The sequence below is a fragment of the Roseixanthobacter glucoisosaccharinicivorans genome, assembly GCF_043195095.2.
Classification (GTDB): Bacteria; Pseudomonadota; Alphaproteobacteria; order Rhizobiales; family Xanthobacteraceae; genus NCEH01.
In genome coordinates this window covers 377,827-399,906 of sequence record NZ_CM195538.1, presented here as the reverse complement: position 1 = coordinate 399,906, position 22,080 = coordinate 377,827, and the positions used below count along the sequence as shown (strand labels likewise).

Here is a 22,080-nt window from a genome sequence, read left to right as displayed (position 1 = left end):
GCCTGGTCTTATGCCGGCGATATTTATTTGCGGAGATTCCCATGCGCCGGGTTCTTGCTTCGATTTCGCTCCTATTGCTTTCCTCGACTGCCTACGCCCAAAAGGCACCTCCGCAATACACCTCCCTTTGGAGCCTCGGAGACAGCCTGTCCGACGTCGGGCGCACCTATGACCGCACGTCCTTCCTCAGCTCGATCGGCCAGGGCATTGGCGGCGTCCTGGGCGGCAGCTGGGTGCCGGATATCACGCAGCCAAAGGGTCCGCTTTATTATAAGGGGCATTTCTCCAACGGGCAGGTCTGGGTCGAATACCTCTCCAAGTTGAACAACCTGCCCTATAATGCGGATCGCAATCTTGCCTGGGGCGGTGCGGTGACGGGCACCCCCTACAGCAATGCGCTGGCCGCCGTCGTGCAGCACCTGGAGCAACAGGTCGGGCAATTCGACGACAAGGTCACCGGCATCACGCGCTCCTGGTACGATCCGCGCAGCAATGTTCCCGCGGAGCCGGCTTCCAGCTATGGCAACAAGCCGCTGATCACCTTCTGGATCGGCGGCAATAATTTCCGCCAGCAGATCGAAGATACCAATTGGTACACCTTCATCTCCAACCGCACCGCATTCTACAGCACGCTGCAAACGCAGAAGGACATTCTGCTCAAGAACATTCCCGCAGACCTACGCACCATCAATTCCACGATCAACGACCGCAAGGACATCGCCCAATTGGGCGCCACCTATTATGTGCCCACCATCGCGGACGTCAGCACCACGCCGAAATTCCTCGGCCTCTCGGATGCCGACCGCCAGCCGCTGAGCGCCGCCATCAAGGATACCAACCGCCAGCTTAAGGCGAGCCTCTACAATCTCGGTGATGAATTCGCGCAGGCCAATGCGCAGACCCGCCTGGTGGTGATCGACACCGCCGCTTTGCTCGCGGAAGTGCAGCGCGATCCCACCTCGTTCGGCTTCAAGAACGCCAAGGACAATTGCGTCGATTCAGAAACCGGCAAATACACCAACGGCTGCTCGGCGGCCAATGTGGGCGATTACCTGTTCTGGGATCAATTCCATCCCACGACCAAGGCCCACGAGATGATCGCCCAATATTCCCAAACCACCGACTATCTGGAATATGGCGCCGCGGTCACGCTCACCCAGCCCTATGTGGCCAATATCGAGATCCGCAATCGCACCTATAGCGGGCCGATCGGCGGCACCGGCTCGATGATCAAGCAGGGCGAGTCCACGCTCACGCTCGCCGGCAACAATACCTATAAGGGCGGCACGCGGGTCGACAACGGCCTGGTGCGCGTCGCCTCCGACGCAAATCTCGGCGACGTCTCGGGCCTGCTGACCCTGCAGGGCGGCGGCATCAGTGCCAGCCAGTCCTTCACCATGCTGCGCGAAGTGCGGGTGAACGCCTCGGTCTCCTATGGCGAAATCGGCGGCACCACATTCGGCGGCACCTTCAATGTGGACCCCGGCGCGGTGCTGACCTTGCAGGGGCCGGCGCTTTCCGGCACCGCCGATATCCGCAAGAACGGCGGTGGCACGCTGGATATCCGCACCAGCGTCACCGGCTCCCGCGACCTCACCCAGGTCGATGCCGGCCTGCTGAAGATCAACAGCGCGAGCGAATATCGCACCAAGGTGCTCAATATCGGCGCGCAGGGCGCGCTCGGCGGCAACGGCACCATCATCGGCACCGTGAACAATGCCGGCCGCCTCACGCCGGGCAATTCCATCGGCACGCTCACCATTCAAGGCGATCTCATCCAGCAGGACAGCGGCTCCTACCAGCTGGAAGTCGATTCCAGCCGCACCGACAATCTGATCGTCACCGGGACCATCACCCTCGACGGCGACGTGAGCATCGTCACCGACCCGACCGACAAGCTGACCACCCAGACCTTCACCGTCGCCCGTTCCAGCGGCGGGCTGATCGGCCAATATGACGAGGTGGTGGATCTCTCGCCCTTCCTCTCGGAAACCCTGAGCTATACCGCCAATTCGGTCAACGTGACTTTCTCGCGCAATTTCGCGGCCCCGGCCGTGACCGCGAACCAGCGGGCCGTGGCCGCCCATCTGAACGCATCCTACCAGAGCGGTTCCCAGGGCGACCTCGACAATGTGTTCTACGGGCTCGACACCACGGGGACCAACGCCGTCGGCGCCGCCGCGCTGGACCAGCTCTCCGGCCAGTCCATCGGCAATCTGCTCACCGCGGACGCGGTGCAGCGGGGCCAGTTCACCCGCGCGCTGGAAGACCGCATTTCCGCCCGGCGCTCGGGTCGCGGCACCGGCGACCTCGGCGCCAACGCCTCCATGCTCTCGCTCGGGCCGGATAGCGCCGGCCTCGGCGGCGCGCTTCAGGATGCCTCGGCGGCGGTCGCCCAGTCTGGCCCCGGGCAGAAGGGTGCCGGCGACGGCGCGGTCTCCGCCTGGGCCCGCGTGCTCGGCGGCCCCACCAGCGTCGGCGGCGCGGGCGCCTTCGACATGACCGGTGTCGGCGTCCTGCTCGGCGTGGACAAGGTGCTCGGCAACGGCCTGGTCGGCATCTCGCTCGGCTACGGCAATTTCGACAATAACGGCAATCTCGGCGGCAACAGCAGCGCGGACAGCTATCAGGTCTCGCTCTACGGCTCGCTGCAATCGGGCAATTGGTTCCTCGACGGCACGCTCGGCTATGCCTATTCGGACTATGCCACAAACCGCGCGCTGACCTTCGGCGCCCTGTCGCGTGTGGCCACGGCCTCGCCCAACGGCAATGACATGACCTTCTCGCTCAAGTCGGGCGGCGTGTTCGCGCTCGGTGCCTTCACCGCCGAGCCGAGCGTCGGCTTCGACTGGTATCACCTCTCACGCAGCGCCTTCACGGAAGGCTATGCGGGCGCGGCGGGCCTGAACGTCGACTCGGCTTCGCTGGATCTGGTGATGCCCTCGGTCGGCGTGCGCCTCGCCACCACCACCAGCTTCGGGGCCATCAGCCTCAGCCCGGAATTGAGCGCGCGTTACTACTACAATTTCGGCGATACGAACGTGGGCACCACCGCCGGCCTCATCAGCGCGCCCGCCCTGCCCTTCACGGTGGACACCACCGGCATTGGGCGGAACATCGGCGTGCTGGCGGCCGGCCTCTCGGCCCAACAGGGCGAGCATCTGCGGGTGTTCGGCCAGTATGAACTCTCGCTGAGCGACGACGTGACGGCGCAGTCCTTCTCCGCCGGCCTCAAATACACCTGGTGAGAGGGGCCGGCGCAACGCCGGCTGCTTCATGCCGCACGAGATGACGAAGCCGGGGCATCCCCCGGCTTTTCCGTTTCCGAAACGCGGTCAGGACGGCAGGGTTTCCAGCGGAAACGGCGTGCGCTCCCAGATCTTGCCGAGCTTGAGTTTTTCCACGCTATAGGCCTCGCGTTCGTGCAGAAAGTTGGCGAGGATGAGACGATCCTCGCGGGACAGCTTGTTGCCGAGGGCGAGCAGCTTTTCATCCAGGCCGAGGCGCTTCAGGTGCGGAAGCCACACATAAGAAGCGAATTCGGACGTGGCAATCAGGTCGCGCGCCGCGTCGAGATTGCCCTCCGCGATCCGGAAAAGGGCGTAGCTCGCGGCGGCGCGATTGAGCGTATAAGGATCTTCTTCCTGCTGACTTCGAATGTAGTCGAGATCGCTGCCGAGCGCCCGCAATCTCGGCAAGGCGACTTCTTCGATTCGGTCGCAGACCGTCTTGGATATTCCGGGATCTGAAAGCAGCCAAAGCCCACCGCGTGGCGGATAAACAGGATTGTCCGAATTGAAAGTAAAATAATCATATTTACCGCATAACAACATCTGAGATAACCACACCTGAAAACAATCAGCCATACTTGTTCGATCAATAACAATGCCTTTTAATATATGCGTAATTGGCCTTATGACAACCACGCGACCGACGAGTGCTAAATTCTTATTATTATCAAGAAGTGGAGATAAAAGACGCTTCACCTCTCTCAGAGTCGTCATTGGGTGGGCCTTACTTCTATAATGACGATATTTTCTGTACCGGGAAGCGTTGAAACACGCCGTTCGCAATTTCGGTCGACCGCGCTGCGGTTAGACCGCTTCGGCCGGTTTTGAAATCATATACGCAGACAGCCCTAAAGGAGCGGAGCAGTTTCCAGCGGAAACGGCGTGCGCTCCCAGATCTTGCCGAGCTTGAGCTTTTCCACGCTATAGGCCTCGCGTTCGTGCAGAAAGTTGGCGAGGATGAGACGATCCGCGTGAGGCAGTTTATTGCCGTGGGCGAGCAGCTTTTCGTCCAAGCCGAGGTTCTTCAGGGACGGAAGCCACATACGTGCTGCGAAAGGGGACGTGGTGATGAGATCGCGGGCCTCGTCCAGGCTGCCTTCCGCGATTCGATACAGGAAGTAGCCCGCGCCCGTGCGCTGGAGGATTGACGGATTTTTTTCCCGCCGACTTCGAATATAGTCAAGATCGCTGCCCAGAGCCTGCAATTTTGGCAACGCAACCTCTTCGATCCGATCGCAGACCGTCTTGGATATTCCGGAATCTGAAAGCAGCCAAAGCCCACTGCGAGATGGATATATTGGATTTTCAATTTTGAAAGTAAAATGATCATATTTTCCACATAAAAACATTATCGACAACCACATCTCAAAACAATTCGCCATACTTGTACGATTGAAGAATATCCCTTTCAATACATGCTTAACCGACTTTATCACAATCACACGACCGATCAGGGCTAAATCCTTATTCTTTTCCAGCAACGGCGACACAAGACGCTTCACCTCTCTCAGAGTCGTCATCGGGTGGGCCTCACTGTATAACGATAATATTTTCTGTACCCGGGAAGCGTTGAAACACGGCGTTCGCAATTTCGGTCGACCGCGCTGCGGTTAGGCCGCTTTGACCGGTTTTGAAAATCATATACGCAGACAGCCCTAAAGGAGCGGAGCAGATTCCAGCGGAAACGGCGTGCGCTCCCAGATCTTGCCGAGCTTGAGCTTTTCCACGCTATAGGCCTCCCATTCGTGCAACAGGCCTGCGAGGGTGAGACGATCCTCAAGGGACAGCTTGTTGCCGAGGGCCAGCAGCTTCTCATCCAGACCGAGCCGCTTCAGATGCGGAAGCCACACATAAGAAGCGAATTCGGACGTGGCGATGAGATCGCGTGCCGCGTCGAGATTGCCTTCCGCGATCCGATAGAGAGCATAGGTCGCGGCGGCGCGATTGAGCGTATAAGGATCTTCTTCCTGCAAACTTCGAATGTAGTCGAGATCGCTGCCGAGCGCCCGCAATCTCGGCAATGCCACGTCTTCGATCTGCTGACACAGAGTCTCCGAGACGCCGGGATCGGATAGCAGCCATAACTTTTTATGCGGCGGGTAAATAGCCCCGCCCCTCTTCATCGTGAAATCATCTTGTCTAAAAAAGAGCGAAATAATCGATAGAGCGACATAAAATAAATCTGCACTACTTGTCCGGTCAATATAGACGCCCCTCAGGACATGTTTTACGGGCCTAAAAACGATGGCACGGCCTATTAAGACCAAATCATCGTTCTTCGCCAACAAGGGGGACACCAGTTTTTTAACCTCCCGTGCAGTGGTCATTGGTTGGGCCTCACCTGTGTAACCAAAATATTTCGAACGCCTTGAAAGTGCCTTGATACCGCGCTCGCAATTTCGATCGACCGGGCTGCGGTTAAGCCACTTCGGCCTGTCTTGAAATCATATACGCATACTGTGCCAGTGCCGGTGTTTTCAAGTACGTCGATTCGGATCGATCCTTCTTTCCCATAACCAGGATCCTCTAATAATTCGGAGAGAAAACGCGGTCCGACCTCATCCCGGGTCTTTAAAAGCGAAAACTCAGAGACAAAATTTGGATCTCCCAACGCTCTGATCCTGCGATTTATCTCGGAATGCACCGCAGTTCCATAGGTCGCGGCACTGGCATAGTCGGATCGATCGAGGCTTCGCACCGCATCATCGGCATAATCCTGCAGCTCGCCCAATCGACGACACGCCTTTTCGACATCCTCCTTGGTCAAAGCTCCGACATAAGACGGCGTCATCTGCGGAGATTGGCCCGGCGCATATTCGCGCGCCGTGAAGGCAATAACCGGCTGCGCGCCGGCGCCAAGGGGTCCGAAGGCCCCTGTGGCATAGGCTCCGTACAGCGTGAGAGCGAGTTCTATCGTCGCGATTGCAGCAGGTGTAGCGACGAGCGGGAGGAAAGCAGGCTGGACGATCGCCTGGGGCTGTGGCCCCGCTTCGGCCCAGATGGTCTGGCTGAGAAGCCGGCCCTCGCCGTCGTAAATCTCCTGCGTATTGTCGCGGTTGCGAAACGTGGCGACGGCCCCGTCCGCCAGTTCGACATGATGCGTGCTGTCCCATTCCGGGCTGTCGCCGGGCGCCGCGTAGCGCGACACGATGCGGCTGCCATCCGCATTGGCCAACCCCTGCTCGGCCAATGTGCCGTCGGCGCGGTAAATGCTGCGGGTCGCGCTTTCCTGCGCGTCGCTGTGGCTGACGCGCGGGACGGTGCGCGGCGCGGAGACAAGGCCGCCCGACCCGCCCCCGTCGGTCCATCGCCCGCCGCCGGTATTGCCCGCGGGAATGCGGGGCTCGGCGAAATTGAAGCCCGCCTTCCGGGCGAGGCCGTAGCGCAGCAATTGAACTTCGAACTTCAACGCCGCCAGGGCGCTGGCGATCTGCGCCAACTCCAGATGATCGTCTCGAATGGACGGCATATCCCCCTCCCATGCGCAAATGCTCGCGCATGGGTTTAAAGGATCAAATTCCTATTGTCAATTTATTCCTATTTGTCCGAACCCATCACGCGGGCGCTCCCGCCCCATGCCCGGCCCCGTCTCCGGCCTGCGCCTGCGGTTCGGCATGCCCCGCCTCCGGCGCCAGCACCTTCACCCGGAAGAAGGCGGCATAAAGCGCCGGCACCACCAGCAGGGTCAAAGCGGTGGCCACCAGAAGCCCGCCCATGATGGTGATGGCCATGGGCCCCCAGAAAGCGCTCCCGGCGAGCGGGATCATGCCGAGCACCGCCGCGAGCGCGGTCAGCACCACCGGGCGCGCGCGGCGCAAGGTGGCGTCCACCACCGCTTGCCCCGGCGCGTGGCCGGCCTTGATGTCGGTGTCGATCTGGTCCACCAGGATCACCGTGTTGCGCATGATCATGCCGGCGAGCGCGATCAGCCCCAGCAGCGCCACGAAGCCGAACGGCTTGTTGGCCACCAGCAGCGCCCAGGTGGCGCCGATCACGCCCAAAGGCGCGGTGCAGAGCACCAACGCGAGGCGCGAGAAGCTCTGCAGCTGGATCATCAGCAAGGTCAGCATGGCCACGATCATGATCGGGAACACCGCCGCCAGCGCCTTGTTCGCCTTCACGCTCTCCTCGATCGCGCCGCCCGTCTCGATGCGATATTCGGGCGGCAGGCTCGCCTTGATGGCGGCGAGCTTGGGCAAGAGGCGGGTGGTGACATCGGGCGGCTGGATGCCGTCCTTCACGTCAGCCCGCACGGTCAGCACCAGGTCGCGGTCCCGCCGCCACAGGATCGGCTCCTCGGAATCATAGACGATGCGCGCCACCTGCCCCAGCGGGACGGCGACCCCGTTGCGCGAGCTCACCGTGAGACCCGCGAGATCCTGAAGGTCCGCCCGCTCCTGCGGCACCGCACGCGCCACCACGTCGATCAGCAGATTGCCTTCGCGGTGCTGGGTCACGGTGTAGCCGGAAAGCAGGGTCTGCAAGGTCTCGGCGACATCCCGCGGCGTGGTGCCGAGCGCGCGCGCCCGGTCCTGGTCCACCTGGAGCGTCACGGATTTCACCCGCTCGCCCCAATTGAGATGCGGATCAATCAGCGCCGGATCGCCCGCCATCACCACGCGCACTTGCTCGGCGATCTCGCGCACCTTCTGCGGGTCCGGCCCGATGACGCGGAAATTCACCGGGAAGCCCACCGGCGGGCCGAATACGAAGCGATCCACGCGCACCCGCGCCTCGCTGAGCGCGCCGTCCGCGATCTGCTTTTCCAGCCGCGCCTTGATGCGCTCGCGGGCCTCGATATCCTTCGCGACGATCACCACCTCGGCGAAATTGGGATTGGGCAGAACCGGGTTCAGGCCGAGCCAGAAGCGCGGCGTGCCCTGGCCCACATAGGTGGTGGCGGTGGCAATGTCGGGGTCGCCCTCCACCATGGCCTCGGCCTTCTTCGCCGTCGCCTCGGTCACCTTGATGGAGGTGCCTTCCGGCAGGCGCATTTCCAAGAACAGCTCCGGCCGCGTTGAGGTCGGGAAAAATTGCTGCTGCACCAGCCCGAACCCGGCGATGGACACCGCGAACAAAGCGAAGGTGGTGGCGATCACCGCGAAGCGGTGGCGCAGGCAGAAATTCAGCAGCCCGCGCAGCAAGCGATACAGCCGCCCGTCATGCGCCTCGCCATGGGCGTGCACCTTGAAGGTGGGCAGCAGCATGTAGCCGAGATAGGGCGTGAAGATCACCGCCACGAACCAGGAGGCGATCAGCGCGATGCCGACGATCCAGAAGATGCCGCCGGCATATTCGCCAGCGCTCGATTTCGCAAAGCCCACCGGCAAGAAACCTGCCGCCGTCACCAGCGTGCCGGTGAGCATGGGAAAGGCGGTGGAATGCCAGGCGAAGGTGGCCGCGCTCGCGCGGTCGAGCCCCTCCTCCATCTTCACCACCATCATCTCGATGGCGATGATGGCATCGTCCACCAGCAGGCCAAGCGCGATGATGAGCGCGCCGAGGGTGATGCGATGCAGGTCCATCCCTGAGGAGAACATCACCAGGAACACGATGGCGAGCACCAGCGGCACGGAGAGCGCCACCACGATGCCGGTGCGAAAGCCGAGCGAGAGGAAGGAGACCACCAGCACGATCACCAGCGCCTCGGCGAAGGTGTGGAGGAATTCGCCCACGGATTCCCCGACAATGTGGGGCTGGTCGGCCACCTGCGTCACGTCGATGCCCACTGGCAATTCGCGGATCGCCTTGTCCATGGCGACCTTGAGGTTTTCCCCGAGGGTGAGGATGTTGGCGCCGGCCGACATGGAAACGCCGATGCCCACGGCGGCATCCCCGTTCTGCCGCACCAGGAAGCTCGGCGGGTCCTCATAGCCGCGCCGCACGGTCGCGACGTCGCCCAGGCGGAACACGGCATTGCCCGCCGCCACCGGCACGGCCGCGATGGCATCCACGCCGGAGAATGCGCCGGTGATGCGCAGGTTCACACGGTCCGCATTGGTGTCGATGGCACCGCCGGAGACCACCGCATTCTGCCGCGCGACGCTGTCGAAGATCTGCTGGGGCGTGATGCCGAGGGTGGCAAGGCGCGCGTGGCTGAATTCGATATAGATCCGCTCGGGCCGCTCGCCCACCAGATCCACCTTTTCCACATTCTGCACCCGCAGCAGGTCCTGGCGGATGATCTCGGCCTGTCGCTTCAGCTCGGCCGGGGCGACATTCTTGCCGCTGAGCATGTAAAGGGCGGAATAGACGTCTCCATATTCATCGTCGAAGAACGGGCCGATCACGCCGGAGGGCAGGTTCGCCTTCACGTCCCCCACCTTCTTGCGAACCTGGTACCAGAGCTCCTTCACATCCTTCGCCTGGGTGGAATCGGCGAGATAGATCTGGATGAAGGTGACGCCGGGGCGCGAATAGCTTTCCACCCGGTCGAGATGCGGCAGGGCCTGGAGCTTCTTCTCGATGGGATCGGCGACCTGCTCCTCCATCTCGGTGGAGGTGGCGCCCGGCCACACGGCATTCACCACCATGACCTTGATGGTGAAGGAGGGATCTTCCGCCCGCCCGAGATTGAAATAAGCGAAGGTGCCGGCCGCGGCCAGCATGAGGATCGCGAACAGGGTGAGGGTGCGATGGGTGATGGCCCAGCGCGAGAGATTGAAGCTTTCCATCCCCGCCCCCTCAGTTGGCCGCGACGGTGCGCACGAGCCGCCCCGGCTCCAGCGTCTGCGCGCCCATGGTCACCACTTGATCGCCATCGGACACGCCCTGCGACACAAATGCCGCATCGGCCGCATAGCCGGAGACCTCCACCGGCCGCGCGATCAGCGTCTTGGTCTTGGGATCGACCACATAGACATGCGGTCCGCTGCCGCGATCGAACACGGCGGAGAGCGGCAGGCGAGCGACCTCCTTCGTACCCGCCGGCCGCAGCAGGACGGTGGCGGTCATGCCCAGGGCGACGGTGTCGTCCACATTCTCCAAGGTGAAGCGCGCGGGATAGGTGCGGCTCGCGGTGTCCGGCTGAGGCGAGAGCTCGCGCAGGCGCGCCTTGATCTTGCGATCGGGGGCGGCCCAGAGGGTCACGGTGGCATCGGCGCTGCGGGCGTCCGCGAGCGCGGTTTCCGGCAGCGCCACAAGCGCTTCCTTCTCGTCCAGCCGCGCGACGCGGGCCACCGTCTGCCCGGCGGTCACGACCTGGCCCGGTTCGGCGGCGGTGAAGGAGACGACGCCGTCGGCGGTCGACAGAAGATCGGAATAGGCGAGCTTGTTGCGGGCAAGATCCAGCGCGCGCTTGGCGCGCTCCAGGCGGCCCACCGCCTCTTCCTTGGCCACCGATTTGCGATCGAGATCGGCGTTGGAGGCAAAGCCACGCGCGAGAAGCGTGCGATAGCGCCCATCCTCGGCGGAGGTCTGGGCGAGATTGGCCTGGGCGGCGGCAAGTTCCGCTTCGGCGCTGCCGAGTTCGAGCTTGAAATCCTCGGGGTCGAGCCGCGCGATGACATCGCCCGCCTTCACCCTTTGTCCGACTTCCACGAGGCGCTGCGACACCTTGCCGGCAACCCGGAAGGAGAGGTCGATTTCCCAGCGCGGCCGCACCACGCCGACGAAGGTCTTGTCGGCCTCGACCGGGCGCAGGGTCACGGTCATCACCTGCACCGGGCGGGGCGGCGGACCCGCCTGCTCAGCCGGAGCGGGATCTCCGCAGGCGGAAAGAAGAAAGGCACTGCCCAGCAGGGCGGCGCCGGCCAGGATGTGGCGGGCGGACAACATGGCTTCTGTTCCAAGCTAAAGAGTTACGACTCACCACTAACGATTTTCAACTTTCGTCAGAAAAAGGCCGCACGAACGCGCCCCGACTGACAGAACACGCACTCACAAGGGCCGGCGGTTCACCTCGACGGCGCGCAGCAGAAACCGCACGGTCTCGCGCGACTGTTCCTCGAGATCCTCGTCGATACTTTGCGCCACAAGGATGGGGTGGCAAAACCGAATACAGGCGCCGAGCAGGATGGCGCTGACGTGATCGACATCATGCGGCTCGAATACGCCCTCGGTGATGCCCTCGCGCAGCAGGCCGGCGATATAGTGCCGGATGCGCTCCTTATGGGCCGCGATCGCCGTCCAATTGTGCTCGATCGCCACCAAGACCATGTCGTGGACGCGCCGATCGGCCAGGAAATTCTCGCGATGATACTGGTGGATGGCCGCGAACACCTGCTCGATCCGCTGGGCCGCCGGGAACGGGGATCGCACCACGGCGGAGATCTGCGCCTCCATCTCCGCCAGGCAGCGGTTGCAGATGGTCTCGACGATGGCGTTCTTGGAGGGAAAGAAGCGGTAGACGTTCGCCGCCGACATATCCAGCTCGGCGGCGATATCCGCCACCGCGGTCTTGGCGAAACCCATGCGGCGGAACAATTCTTCCGCCACGATAGCGATCCGCTCGCGGGTTTCCTCCGCCGTTTCCTTCTGCCGCACGCTCACCGGGCTTCGCCTTCTTGTCTCATGAACTGACGAATATCATAAATCGTCAGAAATAAAATCGAAACCTTCCAAGGCGGCGGCGCCTGCGGCGGATTTCAGCCGCAGGCCCTTCAATTCAAAGAGGTTTTTTTACATCTTGTCGCGGGCCGCCAAAGCGGTGGCGAGGCCGTTGAAGGAAATCGGAAGCGAGATCGGGGTCTGGGAGCGATCCTGGAACTCCAGCTTCCCGCTGCCCTTCGCGCCGGCGAGGGCGGCAGCGTCCGCGGCGCTCAGCTCGATATCGGCGATGCAGGCGCGGATGCAGAACTTATAGGACAGGGCGACCGGCTTGGCCTTCTCGTCATAGGTGAAGCGGGCGCCGGCCGGCAGCCACACCCCGGCCGGCAATTGCAGCACCAGCAGAAGCGGCGTATCCGCCTTCAGGCGACCGAACGCGATCTGCGCCACCAAGCCTTGCTGCTTGTCGCCGATTTGCAGCGTCTGGGAAACTTCGCACACCTTTGCCGTCGCCCCTTCCGGGCGTTCACAGCGCACCACCCAATCCTCATAGGTGGCGGAGGTGCGGCTCGGAGCGTCGTCGGCAGCGGCGGCGGGCGCCGGCGCGGCGGGCTTGGCGGGCGCCGGCTTCTTCGGTGCCGCCTGGGCGGGCGGGGCGCCGGCAGGCGCGCTGCTCTGCGCCAGAGCCTGACCTGTCAGGCCAAGAAAAACGAGCCCTGCCAGCAGCTTGGCGGATCCTGAGCGCGGCCGGCCGAGGGTCGTGGAAGGACGGGAGGCGGGAGGCGCTGCACGATCCGACATGAGAATCTCGCTGGGAGAGGGGCTTCGCCTGGACCTGATAGCGCGGTGACAGGCATATGCCAACCGGCGCGGCCGTCAAAATGATACCCGTCGCGTACCAGGCGCGGCGTCGGCCCGCGGCGCGCGCTCAGAGCCCGAAGCCAGGCCCAAGATCCGGCCAGCGCGCCGCCAGCCGCGCCTTCGCCTCGGCACGGGCGACGAACACGAAATTATTGATATAGGTCTGGCCCGGCAGCACTTTCGTGCCGGCGGCATTGAGCGCGGCGCGGCGCTGGTGCCGCTGCATGTCAAAGGCGGACAGCGGGTGCGGCGCGCCGTTCACGAAGAACAGGCCGGCATAGCCCATGGGTGCGAGAAGCGCGTCCACCGAGGCGACGGCGCCCGGCCGGTGGCGTTCCTCCGCCTCCACCAGCAAGGTTGGAAGGGTTGCGCGCAGCAGATGGTCCGCGCCCAGCAGCACCCGCGCCTCGTGGCCCTCCACGTCCAGCTTGATGAAGGCGACCTCCTCGCGCACCACCGCATCCAGCCGCTGCAAGGGCACCGCGATCGTGTCCATCTCCACATCCGCCGTCACCAGCGCGCCGTCCAGCGTCGCGAGCGGAGAAAAGCCCTTGGGCACGTGAAGGGTGGCCTGCCCTTCCGCATCGCTCAAGGCGCAGTCGAACAGCCGCAGGTCGCCGCGCCGGATGGCGTCGGGAAAGCGATGGCGCAGGATGCGCACCAGGCGGGGATTGGGCTCGAACGCCAGCACGCGCACGTTCTGCTGCAGCAGAAAAAATGTAAAAAGCCCATGGTTGGCGCCAATATCGCAGGCCGTTTCGCCCGCATTGACAAGCAACGGCAGGAGATTGACCTCATTGTGCGGGTTGCGCGCTACCTTGCGGTCGAACAGATCACACGCTTTGGCGTAAACGTGAGGCAGATGGGTCTCGCCGAGCGATTTCAATTCCGACAGCACGCACACCCCCCGGTCGATACGGCTTCCCACGAACCCTTGAACTACGTTACAGAATTTCACGCCGCTTCCTACCCACGTTCCACATTTGGGTAAAAGTCCACATGTATTGAGGTATTATGAGACCAAAGCCGTTAGGGCCGGCAGACCACGCCCGGCCACATGGCATTCTTGTAAAAGGGCTGGAGTTCAAGGCGTTTGATGCCCTGCCAAATTGTGCTATTCGCCTGCGGGCACAATTGCTGAAGCGCCGATGTGGGATTGCCGCGCCAGTTCACCGGAACATGAATCGTCACGGTAAACACACCGAGACCGTATTCCGGCTCGTTGGCCCACCAGAGGCTCGGCAGATGGTTCTGCAAATACGTGCGGATCTCCAGGCGCGGATCATAGGGAAACGGGTCGATCTCGGCGTCCAGGCTCCCCTGGCCCGGAACATTGCTGCTCGATTGCGCGAAGACCGGCTGCGACCAAGCGATGGCCATGGCGCCGAGCATGAAGCCCCTGGCGGCGGCGCACAGCGCCCATGCGCAGCACAAGCGAAACGCCGCCGTTCGGGCCTTGCTGAATCGGGCTTTGCTGAAAAACACAATCGCAAAGGCGTGGCGTTCGGCTCCCATGGCCTGGACAATCTCCCTCTGGCCCCGCACACCGGCATCATAGAGCCTGCCGCGCGCGCCGACACGCCGCACCTTGATCCCCGAACCGCGGACGCGACAAGAGCATGAAGCCCCTTCGCAGCCTTCTGACGCCCCAGCTGATCTCGACCTATTCGGCCTATGCGGCGGCGCTGGTGGTACGCGGCATGGAGCTGGTGGGCAAGCTCGGCCTCTATATGATCGCGGCGCGCATCCTCGGGGCGCACGAGGCCGGCCTGTTCTTTCTCTGCATCACCTGGATCGGCCTCATCTCCACGGTCGCGCGGGCCGGGTTCGAGAAGGCGATCATCCGCCACATGGCAGCCGAGCTCGCCCTGGGCAAGGAGGCGCAGGCGCGCCTCGCCCTGTTCACCGGTGTCGGCTGGGCCACCTTGGGCGGCGCGCTCGCCACCGCCCTCACGGTGCTGTTCGCCCATCCCCTGTCCACCCATGTGTTCGGCGAGCCGGATCTCGGCCTGCCGCTCGCCGTCTCGGCGGCGGTGATCCTGCCGCAGACGCTGTGCATCGTCATCGGCCACGCCCTCTCCGGCCTCAACCGCGGGGTCGCTGCGCAATTCATCCAGAACGGCCTGTGGCCGGTGCTGACCCTGGCCGCCGTCGCCGCCGGCATCACCTCGCTGAACGGCATGCTGCTGGCGCTGGGCGCGGCGAACCTCGCCGCCACCCTGGTCGGCCTCTATCTGATCCTGCGCCATAAGGGGCCGCTGCACACCCCCTCCCCGGACGATCCGCCGGAAGAGGTGCTGCCCGCGTTGTGGCGCACCGCCTTCCCGCTCGGCGTGGTGGAAGTGGTGCAGGTGTCGCTGAACTCGATTCCCGTGCTGGTGCTCGGCGTGTTCGCGAGCGCGTCGGATGTTGGCGCCTTCTCGGTCGCCAACCGCATTTCCATGCTGATCTGGGTGGTGATCATCTCCATCGGCACCATCGCCGCGCCCTCGTTCGCGGCGCTGCACCGGCGCGGGGAATGGGACGCGCTGCGCACGCTCAACCGGCGCGTGCGCGCGGTGGTGGCGCTGTGCGGCATTCCGGTGATCGCGGCCATGATGATCTTTCCCGCCCAGGTGCTGCACCTCATCGGCCCCGGCTTCGAGAGCGCCTCCACCGCGCTCGTCATCATGGGCGTGGGGCAATTGGTGAACTGCCTGCTGCCGTGCCAGGACATCGTGCTCGCCATGACGGGCCACGGCGGCGTGCTGCGCTGGCTCAACACCGCCCAGCTCGCCACCTGCTGCCTGCTGGGCGCGGTGCTGATCCCGCTGTTCGGCATGACGGGTGCGGCGGTGCTCACCGCGATCTTCATCGCCCAGGGCGCGATCGGCACCACTTTGGTGCTGCGCCGGCTGCTGCCGCGTGCATTTTAAGCCCTGCGATGGCGGTGCGATCCTGATGAAGATCGAACAGATGCCGCAATGTTAAGGAATTTGTCGTTTTCTTGCGCCAGAGGTCGTAGCTGAAGGGTGCGCCGCGCCCGCAAACCGGGCGGATCGGACGCCGCTTCGGCGGCGATACGGCGGCGCAGGACGTGCCGCGCGAAGAAGAAGCCAGTGCCTCACTTGGACCGGGGATGTCGATGCAAGGTTCGCAAGCCGGCGACATGGAACATGCGCCGCCGATGATCTGGAGCGACAACAGGCCGACCGCCTTCACCATTCGCGACTTCCTGATCGCCACCTTCTATCATGTGCGGGTGGTGCTGCTGACGGCATTGCTGCCCATTCTCATCGGCCTGTTCGCCGCGCTTTCGGCCAAGACCGAATATACCGCGTCCAGCCTGCTGATGGTGCTGGTGAACCGCGAGGTTTCCAATTCCCAGAACGTGACCGATTCCGGCCCCGCCGTGCTCTCCATCGAGGGCCTGAAGACGGTGGAATCGGAAGTGCAGATCATCGAGAGCGCCGACGTCATCCGCACCACCATCGAGGACATCGGGCTCGACCACCTGTTCCCGCCCGGCCGCCTCTCCTTCATCACCGACCGCCTGAGCTTCGGCACGCCCGCCAATACCATGGACAAGGCGATCGAGCGCTTCCGCAAGAACATGCGCACCACGGTGCAGTCGGGCTCCAACATCATCCTGGTCTCGTTCACCAATGCCAGCCGGGAACTGGCCGTGGAGGTGACGGACGCGCTGGTGAAGGCCTATCTGGAGCGCCGCCGCAAGATTTTCGACAATCCCACCTCGGCGATCCTCTCGGTGGAAGTGGAGCGCTTCAAGCGCGACCTGCGCACCGTGGACCTGGAAATCCAGGCGTTGAAGGACAAGACCGAGGTCATTGATTTCTCGCAGGACGCAATCCTCGCCGCCAACCAGGTCGACAGCGTGATCCAGCGCCGGCGCCAGGTGGCCGAGCGGCGCGCCGCCGTCACCGCGCAGCTCGCCGAGGCCGAGAAGCAGATGAAGGCGCTGCCGAGCACGGTGTTCGATTTCGCCGAGAAAACCGACGCCACCGCCAATGACGATACCCGCAACACCCTGACGCGCCTGCTGGTGGACCGCGATCGCATCGCACTGCAATACCAGCCCAACAGTCCGCAGATGCGCGAGGTGGAAAAGAAGATCGCCACCATCCGCCAGAGCCTGTCGGACCCAGACCAGCGCCTCGCCTCCACCAATCGCGACGTGCGCAATCCGGCCATCAGCTATGTCAACAACATGGTGTTGAGCCTGCGGGTGGAGAAAGACGCGCTCTCGCGCCAGACCGACGAACTGGACCAGCAGCAGAAGGTCGCGGAGGAACGCCTGGCCCTGCTGCGCAACACCGAGACCCGGCTCGTGGAGCTGAACCGCCAGCGCGATTCGCTGAGCGATGGGTATCGCGAATATCTGCGGCGCGCGGTCGCCGCCACCATCGAGGAGACCGCCGCCAAGGTGCGCGCCTCCAACGTGCGCGTGGTTCAGGACGCGAGCGCGGCCGTCACCAGCCGCTCGATGGCGCTGCCGTTCCTTGCGGCCGGCATTTTCGGCGGGCTGTTGTTCGGCGCGGCGGCCGGCGCGCTCGCCTCGGCCCTGCGCACCGTGTTCATCCAGCCCACGGAAGGCGAGCGCGCGCTCGCCCTGCCCTGCCTCGCGGATTTCGCCGACGGCCGCAACGCCCTTGCGACGGCGGCTGCGGAACAGACCATCGGCGGGCTCGCGACCTTGCTGCTCGACACGGAGCTGGATGGCAAGCCGCTGCGCACCATGCACTTCCTGACCTCGGAACGGGACGACGACGTGCCGCTGCTGTGCCGCCGCCTCGCCGAGGAGATGAGCCTTCAGCGCGGCCTGCGCACGCTGCTGGTGGACCTGTGCTCGGCGGACCCGTTCCCGCTCGAATCGGTCGGCGCGGAGGTCAAGGGCGGGCTGGCCATGTCGGCAACCCCGGTGCCGCTGCTGTGGTCGCTGACCGACAGCGCCGAATCGCCGCTGCTGAGCGTGCGGCTTTCGCTGGTGGAAGGGCGGCAGATGATGGAGGAACTGCAAGACCTGTTCGACGCCATCGTGATCTGCTCCACCGCCCAGGGTGGGTCTCCCGTGATTCAGCGGCTCAATATGCTTGTGGATGCCAATGTCCTGATGATCCGGGCCGAGCATACCCGCAAACCTGCTGCGCTTCGGCTACGTTCTATCGTTACGGAAAACGGCGGATTTGTTCTCGGATTCATATTTATGGGCCGCCGATACTACCTGCCGGAGTGGATTTACCGGAGGGCCTGAGAAGAAACGTTTCATTAACCATGGAGCTTTAGGGTTGCTTTACCACGTTGATCGGTTCAGCGACCCCGCTTCATTCCTCTCCCCCTGCCCCCCGCACCGCGCGGCGCGGCGGGGGACGGCCGGCGCAGGGTCCTGGACGGGGTCGCCCACTAGGAGCCTTGCTCGATGCCCTCCCCCGCATGCGAAGCGACCCGTCGCGATCGCAGCCCGGAGCTGGGTGCGCCTCGCGGCCGCAATGCCGGGCCGTGGGCGGCCCTGCGGCTGCCGTTGTTCCTGCTTCTGGGCAGCACCGTTCTTGCCGGCTGCACCACCACATCCGGCCGCACGCCCCTGCTCACCGGACAGGAACTGAGCTTCACCCAGGTCAATCCCGAGGGCTTCCGCCCCTGGACGCCGGGCATTCCGGCCTATCGCATCGGTCCGGGCGACAAGCTGAAAGTCAAATTCTCCATCACCCGCGAGATGGACGAGGATCTCGTCGTCTCCCCCGATGGCACCATCGGCCTGCGCGCCGTCGGCCAGATCCGGGTCGAGGGCATGACGCTCGCCGGCCTCCAGGAGACCATCCGCGTCTCCGCCCGGCGCGAGCTGACCGACCAGCGCGTCGTGGTCTCGCTGGAGGATTCCGGCTCTTCCAAGGTTTATGTGGGCGGCAGCGTCGCCCATCCGGGGCTCTACAAGATCGCCGAGATGCGCGTGTCGTCACTGGAAGCGGTGCTGCTCGCGGGCGGCTTCACCGACGAGGCCCGCCTCGGCGAAGTGGCGCTGATCCGCCGCGATCCCTCCAACCGCGCCATGCTCAAGATCATCAATGTGCGCGACATGATCCAGACCGGATCGGATGAAGCCGACGTGCCGCTGGTGGCCGGCGACATCCTCTATGTGCCGCGCAGCGACATCGCCGAGCTGAATTTGTGGATCGACCAGTTCATCAACAAGGTGGTGCCGTTCCAGCGCACCTTCAGCTATACGCTGGGCGCTTATTCCACTACATCCAGCGGCGCTTCGACCCTGATCCCGTGAGCCTTTCCGCGCTGCGGCGTGGTAAGATATGTTCCTGTTCGGCGGCGCGGCGCGCCGCGCCAACCACGGTGGACACGATGCCAGCACAGGCCGGCGAGGCGCCGATCCGGGAAGTGCCCTATCTCGGCGTGCGGATTTCCTGCCTCGACGTTCCGGCGGCGGCAGCGCGCATCGCCGCACGCGGCGCGGAGGCGCCCTTCGCCTATGTGGTGACGCCCAACGCCCAGCATTTCGTGCGGCTCGGCCGGCTGAAGGATGCCCGCTTCGCCGACGCCTATGAGCACGCCTGGCTGCGCCTGCTCGACGGCAAGACCCCGCGCGCCCTCGCCCGCCGCGTGTTCGGCCTCGATTTGCCCCATGCCGCCGGCAGCGATCTGACCGCCTATCTGTTCGCGCACCATATCGCGCCCGGCGACAGCGTCACCGTGATCGGCGGCGGCGAGGAGATGCGCCGCCGCCTGATCGCGCAATTCGGCCTCAAGGCGGTGAACCTGCTCAACCCCTCCATGGGCTTCATCAACAAGCCAGAAGAAGTGGAGGCCTGCGTGGATTTCGTGCTGGCCCATCCGGCGCGCTACGTGTTCTTCGCGGTCGGTGCCCCGGCCTCCGAATACATGGCCCGCATGGTGGAAAAGCGCGGCGGGGCGGTGGGCACCGGCCTGTGCGTCGGCTCCTCGCTCAATTTCGTCACCGGCATCGTGCAGCGCGCGCCGGAATTCTATCGCAAGTTCGGCCTGGAATGGCTGCACCGCCTGATGCTGAACCCCAAGGGCCATGCGCGGCGCGTGTTCGTGGAATCCATGCCGCTGCTGCTGATGGTGGCCGATGCCCGGCGCGATCCGGCGGCCTATGGCATGGCTGGCCCCAAAGACAAGGGCGCGCGGGGCCCCGGCGAGCCATGAGCGCGCCGGCTCCCGCGCCGGTTTCCGCACCGGCCGCGCGCGCCTATCGGCACGTGGCGATTCCGCGGGTCGGCCGCTTCGCGCCCTCCTCCCGGCCGGACCTGGGCGAGCGCCTCTCGCCGAACCTGACGTTCGTGGTGCTGCTCGGCGTGCTGCCGATGTTCGCCCAGTGCTTCCACTATCTCAACGAATTGCCGCCCACCTACCTGCTTTCCAAGGCGTGGCCGGTGATGGCGCTGCCGCTGACGCTCTACGCCATGGCGCGGATGAAGCTGCCGGGCAAGGCGATCTATCTGGTGTTCCTCGCCTATGCCATCGGCTTCACGCCCCTCATCTCGATGATCGAGCTGGGCAACGGCTTCTTCGATGCGCTGACCACCACCATCAAGATCTGGCCGGTCACCTATTATTTCGCCCTCTCGGCGCTGCTGGCGTGGATGGCGCCCATCGGGTCCCGGCTGAAGACCGCCGTGCTCACGCTCGGCTATGCCACCTATGGCATCATGCTGCTGTTGTGGCTGGTGGCGCCGGCCTCCTGGTACAATAGCGACCCCTCGGTGGGGAAGCTGATGCTGTTCGAGGCCGAGCGCGGCTATCGCATCTACATGCCCATGTTCTTCGGCATGCTGCTGGTGTTCTACCTCACGCGCAGCTTCATGCAGCGGCCACACGTGCTGAAGGTGGCGGCAGTGGGCATCGCCGTGGCGCTGATGTTCATCATCTTCAAGCAGCGCGCCTCCATCGGCAGCGCCCTGGTGGTGATCGGCTTCGGCGTGGTGGCCTCGGCGCCGCGGCAATTGCGCCGGCTGATGATCGGCGGCCTGTGCCTACTGGTGCCGCTAGCGGTCGCGGTGCTGGTGATGAAGGCCAACGGGGATGTGGCCGAATCCCTCGGCGGCTCGCTTTCGGTGCGGCAGAATTCGTTCGCGCTGGCGACCCAGTTCCTGGGCACGGATGTCTGGCACTGGCTGTTCGGCGTCGGTGCGACCACGCGCTTCAGCACCATCACGCTCGCGGAAATCTTCGGCAACGCGCAATTCTTCATCGCCGATCTCGGCTGGGTCGGCGTGGTGTTCGAATATGGCGCGGTGGGTGCGCTGCTCATCGTCATTCTGTATCTGTGGGGCTATGTGGCTGTGAGCAAAGCCGCGCGGCGCAGCGGCGAGCCGTTCGCCCAAGCCCTTGCTGACTATATTCTCTTCCTCCTGGTGAGCTCCGCGGTATATTCCCTGGTGCTGACTCCCGGCGAGCTCGGCGTCATCATGGCGATCGCCGTCTATCTCGACCGGTACCGGAGCAAACATCCGGGCAGCACGCCGCCCGCACCCGCCGACCCTGACGCTGACAGATCCACCCGTAGACGGATGATGGTGATTACCCATGCTGCGACGGCTAAAAAAACTGTTCGGTGAGCCGGCCTTCCAGGCCGCGCCCGTGACCGTGCTCACGCGCGCGCTGACCTGGGCGGTCTCCGTGCCGCTCGGCCGTCAACCGGTGTTCACCTTGGTGCCGGGCGGCGCCAAGCTGACCGTGCCGAGCGACTTCCGCTACACCTCGGTCTCCGCCTTCCTGCTGCGCGACGCGATCGAGCCGGAATTGCGCTACATCCAGAATTTCGTCGGCAAGGGCGACGTGTTCATCGATGTGGGCGCGAACATCGGCCTGTTCACGCTGAAGGTCGCGCCCTATGCGGGCCGCGTGGTGGCGGTGGAGCCGGGCAAGGATGCCGGCGACCTGCTGGCGAAGAACATCGCGCTCAACGGCTTCTCGCACGTGACCATCGTGCGCAAGGCGCTCTCCGATGTGCCGGGCGAAGCGGTGCTGCACCACAATCCCCTTGGCGACGACCCGCAGGCCTTCTCGCTGATCAGCGACGGCACCGACGTGGAGAGCGAAGTGGTTGTGATCACCACGCTCGACCAGATGATGCACGACCTCAACCTGCCGCGCGTGGACTGCATCAAGATGGATGTGGAAGGCGCGGAGAACATGGTGATCGCCGGGGCGAGCCACACCCTCTCCACCTGGCGGCCGGACGTGATCTTCGAGATCAACTGCCCCACCCTGTTCAAGGCGGGCGGCGATCCGGCGGCATCCTGGAACGGCCTGGCCGCCCATGGCTATGCCTTCTTCCGCCTCCAGGACGACGGCGCGCTGCGCCCGCTCTCCAGCCGGCCGACTGAATTCTGCAACGTGGTGGCGCGCCATCCCCAAGGCCGCGCGGCCTAGGAAGCATCGTCATGCACGGGCGTGTCCCGTGCATCCA

17 protein-coding genes are annotated in these 22,080 nt (G+C 64.2%); 7 read left to right on the top strand and 10 right to left on the bottom strand.

From position 1 onward, the window contains the following. Positions 1–41 precede the first annotated feature (41 nt). Positions 42–3,248, top strand: a complete 3,207-nt coding sequence (locus V5F78_RS01705) for an autotransporter domain-containing protein (protein ID WP_394068875.1) — start codon at positions 42–44, stop codon at positions 3,246–3,248. 87 nt (positions 3,249–3,335) lie between these two features. On the opposite strand, the gene V5F78_RS01700 is transcribed toward V5F78_RS01705, so the two are convergent. The 10 genes from V5F78_RS01700 to V5F78_RS01655 form a co-directional block, all read right to left on the bottom strand. After that, positions 3,336–4,004 (bottom strand): hypothetical protein, encoded by a 669-nt coding sequence (locus V5F78_RS01700; RefSeq protein ID WP_394068873.1) that lies wholly within the window; start codon positions 4,002–4,004, stop codon positions 3,336–3,338. Between the two features lie 134 nt (positions 4,005–4,138). Further along, entirely contained in the window at positions 4,139–4,810 is a 672-nt protein-coding gene (locus tag V5F78_RS01695; RefSeq protein WP_394068871.1) for a hypothetical protein, read from the bottom strand. 135 nt (positions 4,811–4,945) lie between these two features. Beyond that, positions 4,946–5,617, bottom strand: coding sequence for a hypothetical protein (locus V5F78_RS01690; RefSeq protein ID WP_394068869.1), 672 nt, complete (start codon positions 5,615–5,617; stop codon positions 4,946–4,948). Next, positions 5,614–6,759 carry a hypothetical protein gene (locus V5F78_RS01685; protein WP_394068867.1) on the bottom strand — a complete coding sequence of 382 codons (1,146 nt, stop codon included), beginning with the start codon at positions 6,757–6,759 and terminating at the stop codon, positions 5,614–5,616. Before V5F78_RS01685 ends, V5F78_RS01690 begins: the two co-directional genes overlap by 4 nt. Before the next feature lie 85 nt (positions 6,760–6,844). Next, positions 6,845–9,964 carry an efflux RND transporter permease subunit gene (locus V5F78_RS01680; RefSeq protein WP_394068865.1) on the bottom strand — a complete coding sequence of 1,040 codons (3,120 nt, stop codon included), beginning with the start codon at positions 9,962–9,964 and terminating at the stop codon, positions 6,845–6,847. 10 nt (positions 9,965–9,974) lie between these two features. Beyond that, complete coding sequence (locus tag V5F78_RS01675; protein ID WP_394068863.1) at positions 9,975–11,066, bottom strand: efflux RND transporter periplasmic adaptor subunit; 1,092 nt, start codon at positions 11,064–11,066, stop codon at positions 9,975–9,977. A gap of 102 nt (positions 11,067–11,168) precedes the next feature. Next, positions 11,169–11,780 (bottom strand): TetR/AcrR family transcriptional regulator, encoded by a 612-nt coding sequence (locus V5F78_RS01670; RefSeq protein ID WP_394068861.1) that lies wholly within the window; start codon positions 11,778–11,780, stop codon positions 11,169–11,171. 129 nt (positions 11,781–11,909) lie between these two features. Then, positions 11,910–12,578: an invasion associated locus B family protein gene (locus tag V5F78_RS01665; RefSeq protein WP_394068859.1), complete on the bottom strand. Its 669-nt coding sequence runs from the start codon at positions 12,576–12,578 to the stop codon at positions 11,910–11,912. Positions 12,579–12,705: 127 nt separating this feature from the next. Next, a complete protein-coding gene (locus tag V5F78_RS01660; RefSeq protein WP_394068857.1) occupies positions 12,706–13,596 on the bottom strand; it encodes an FkbM family methyltransferase in 891 nt (296 codons plus the stop codon). A 71-nt stretch (positions 13,597–13,667) separates the two neighbouring features. Then, positions 13,668–14,153 (bottom strand): hypothetical protein, encoded by a 486-nt coding sequence (locus V5F78_RS01655; RefSeq protein WP_394068856.1) that lies wholly within the window; start codon positions 14,151–14,153, stop codon positions 13,668–13,670. Between the two features lie 104 nt (positions 14,154–14,257). Between V5F78_RS01655 and V5F78_RS01650 the strand changes: the two genes are divergently transcribed. From V5F78_RS01650 to V5F78_RS01625, 6 genes are all read left to right on the top strand, one after another. Then, complete coding sequence (locus tag V5F78_RS01650) at positions 14,258–15,553, top strand: lipopolysaccharide biosynthesis protein (RefSeq protein ID WP_394068854.1); 1,296 nt, start codon at positions 14,258–14,260, stop codon at positions 15,551–15,553. A 203-nt stretch (positions 15,554–15,756) separates the two neighbouring features. Continuing rightward, positions 15,757–17,889, top strand: a complete 2,133-nt coding sequence (locus tag V5F78_RS01645; protein ID WP_394068853.1) for an exopolysaccharide transport family protein — start codon at positions 15,757–15,759, stop codon at positions 17,887–17,889. A gap of 165 nt (positions 17,890–18,054) precedes the next feature. Then, entirely contained in the window at positions 18,055–18,912 is an 858-nt protein-coding gene (locus tag V5F78_RS01640) for a polysaccharide biosynthesis/export family protein (RefSeq protein WP_394068851.1), read from the top strand. 77 nt (positions 18,913–18,989) lie between these two features. Beyond that, complete coding sequence (locus V5F78_RS01635) at positions 18,990–19,814, top strand: WecB/TagA/CpsF family glycosyltransferase (protein WP_394068849.1); 825 nt, start codon at positions 18,990–18,992, stop codon at positions 19,812–19,814. Beyond that, positions 19,811–21,226: a hypothetical protein gene (locus V5F78_RS01630; RefSeq protein WP_394068847.1), complete on the top strand. Its 1,416-nt coding sequence runs from the start codon at positions 19,811–19,813 to the stop codon at positions 21,224–21,226. The genes V5F78_RS01635 and V5F78_RS01630 overlap by 4 nt, the downstream gene beginning before the upstream one ends. After that, positions 21,195–22,043 (top strand): FkbM family methyltransferase, encoded by an 849-nt coding sequence (locus tag V5F78_RS01625; RefSeq protein WP_394068845.1) that lies wholly within the window; start codon positions 21,195–21,197, stop codon positions 22,041–22,043. Before V5F78_RS01630 ends, V5F78_RS01625 begins: the two co-directional genes overlap by 32 nt. Positions 22,044–22,080: the final 37 nt, after the last annotated feature.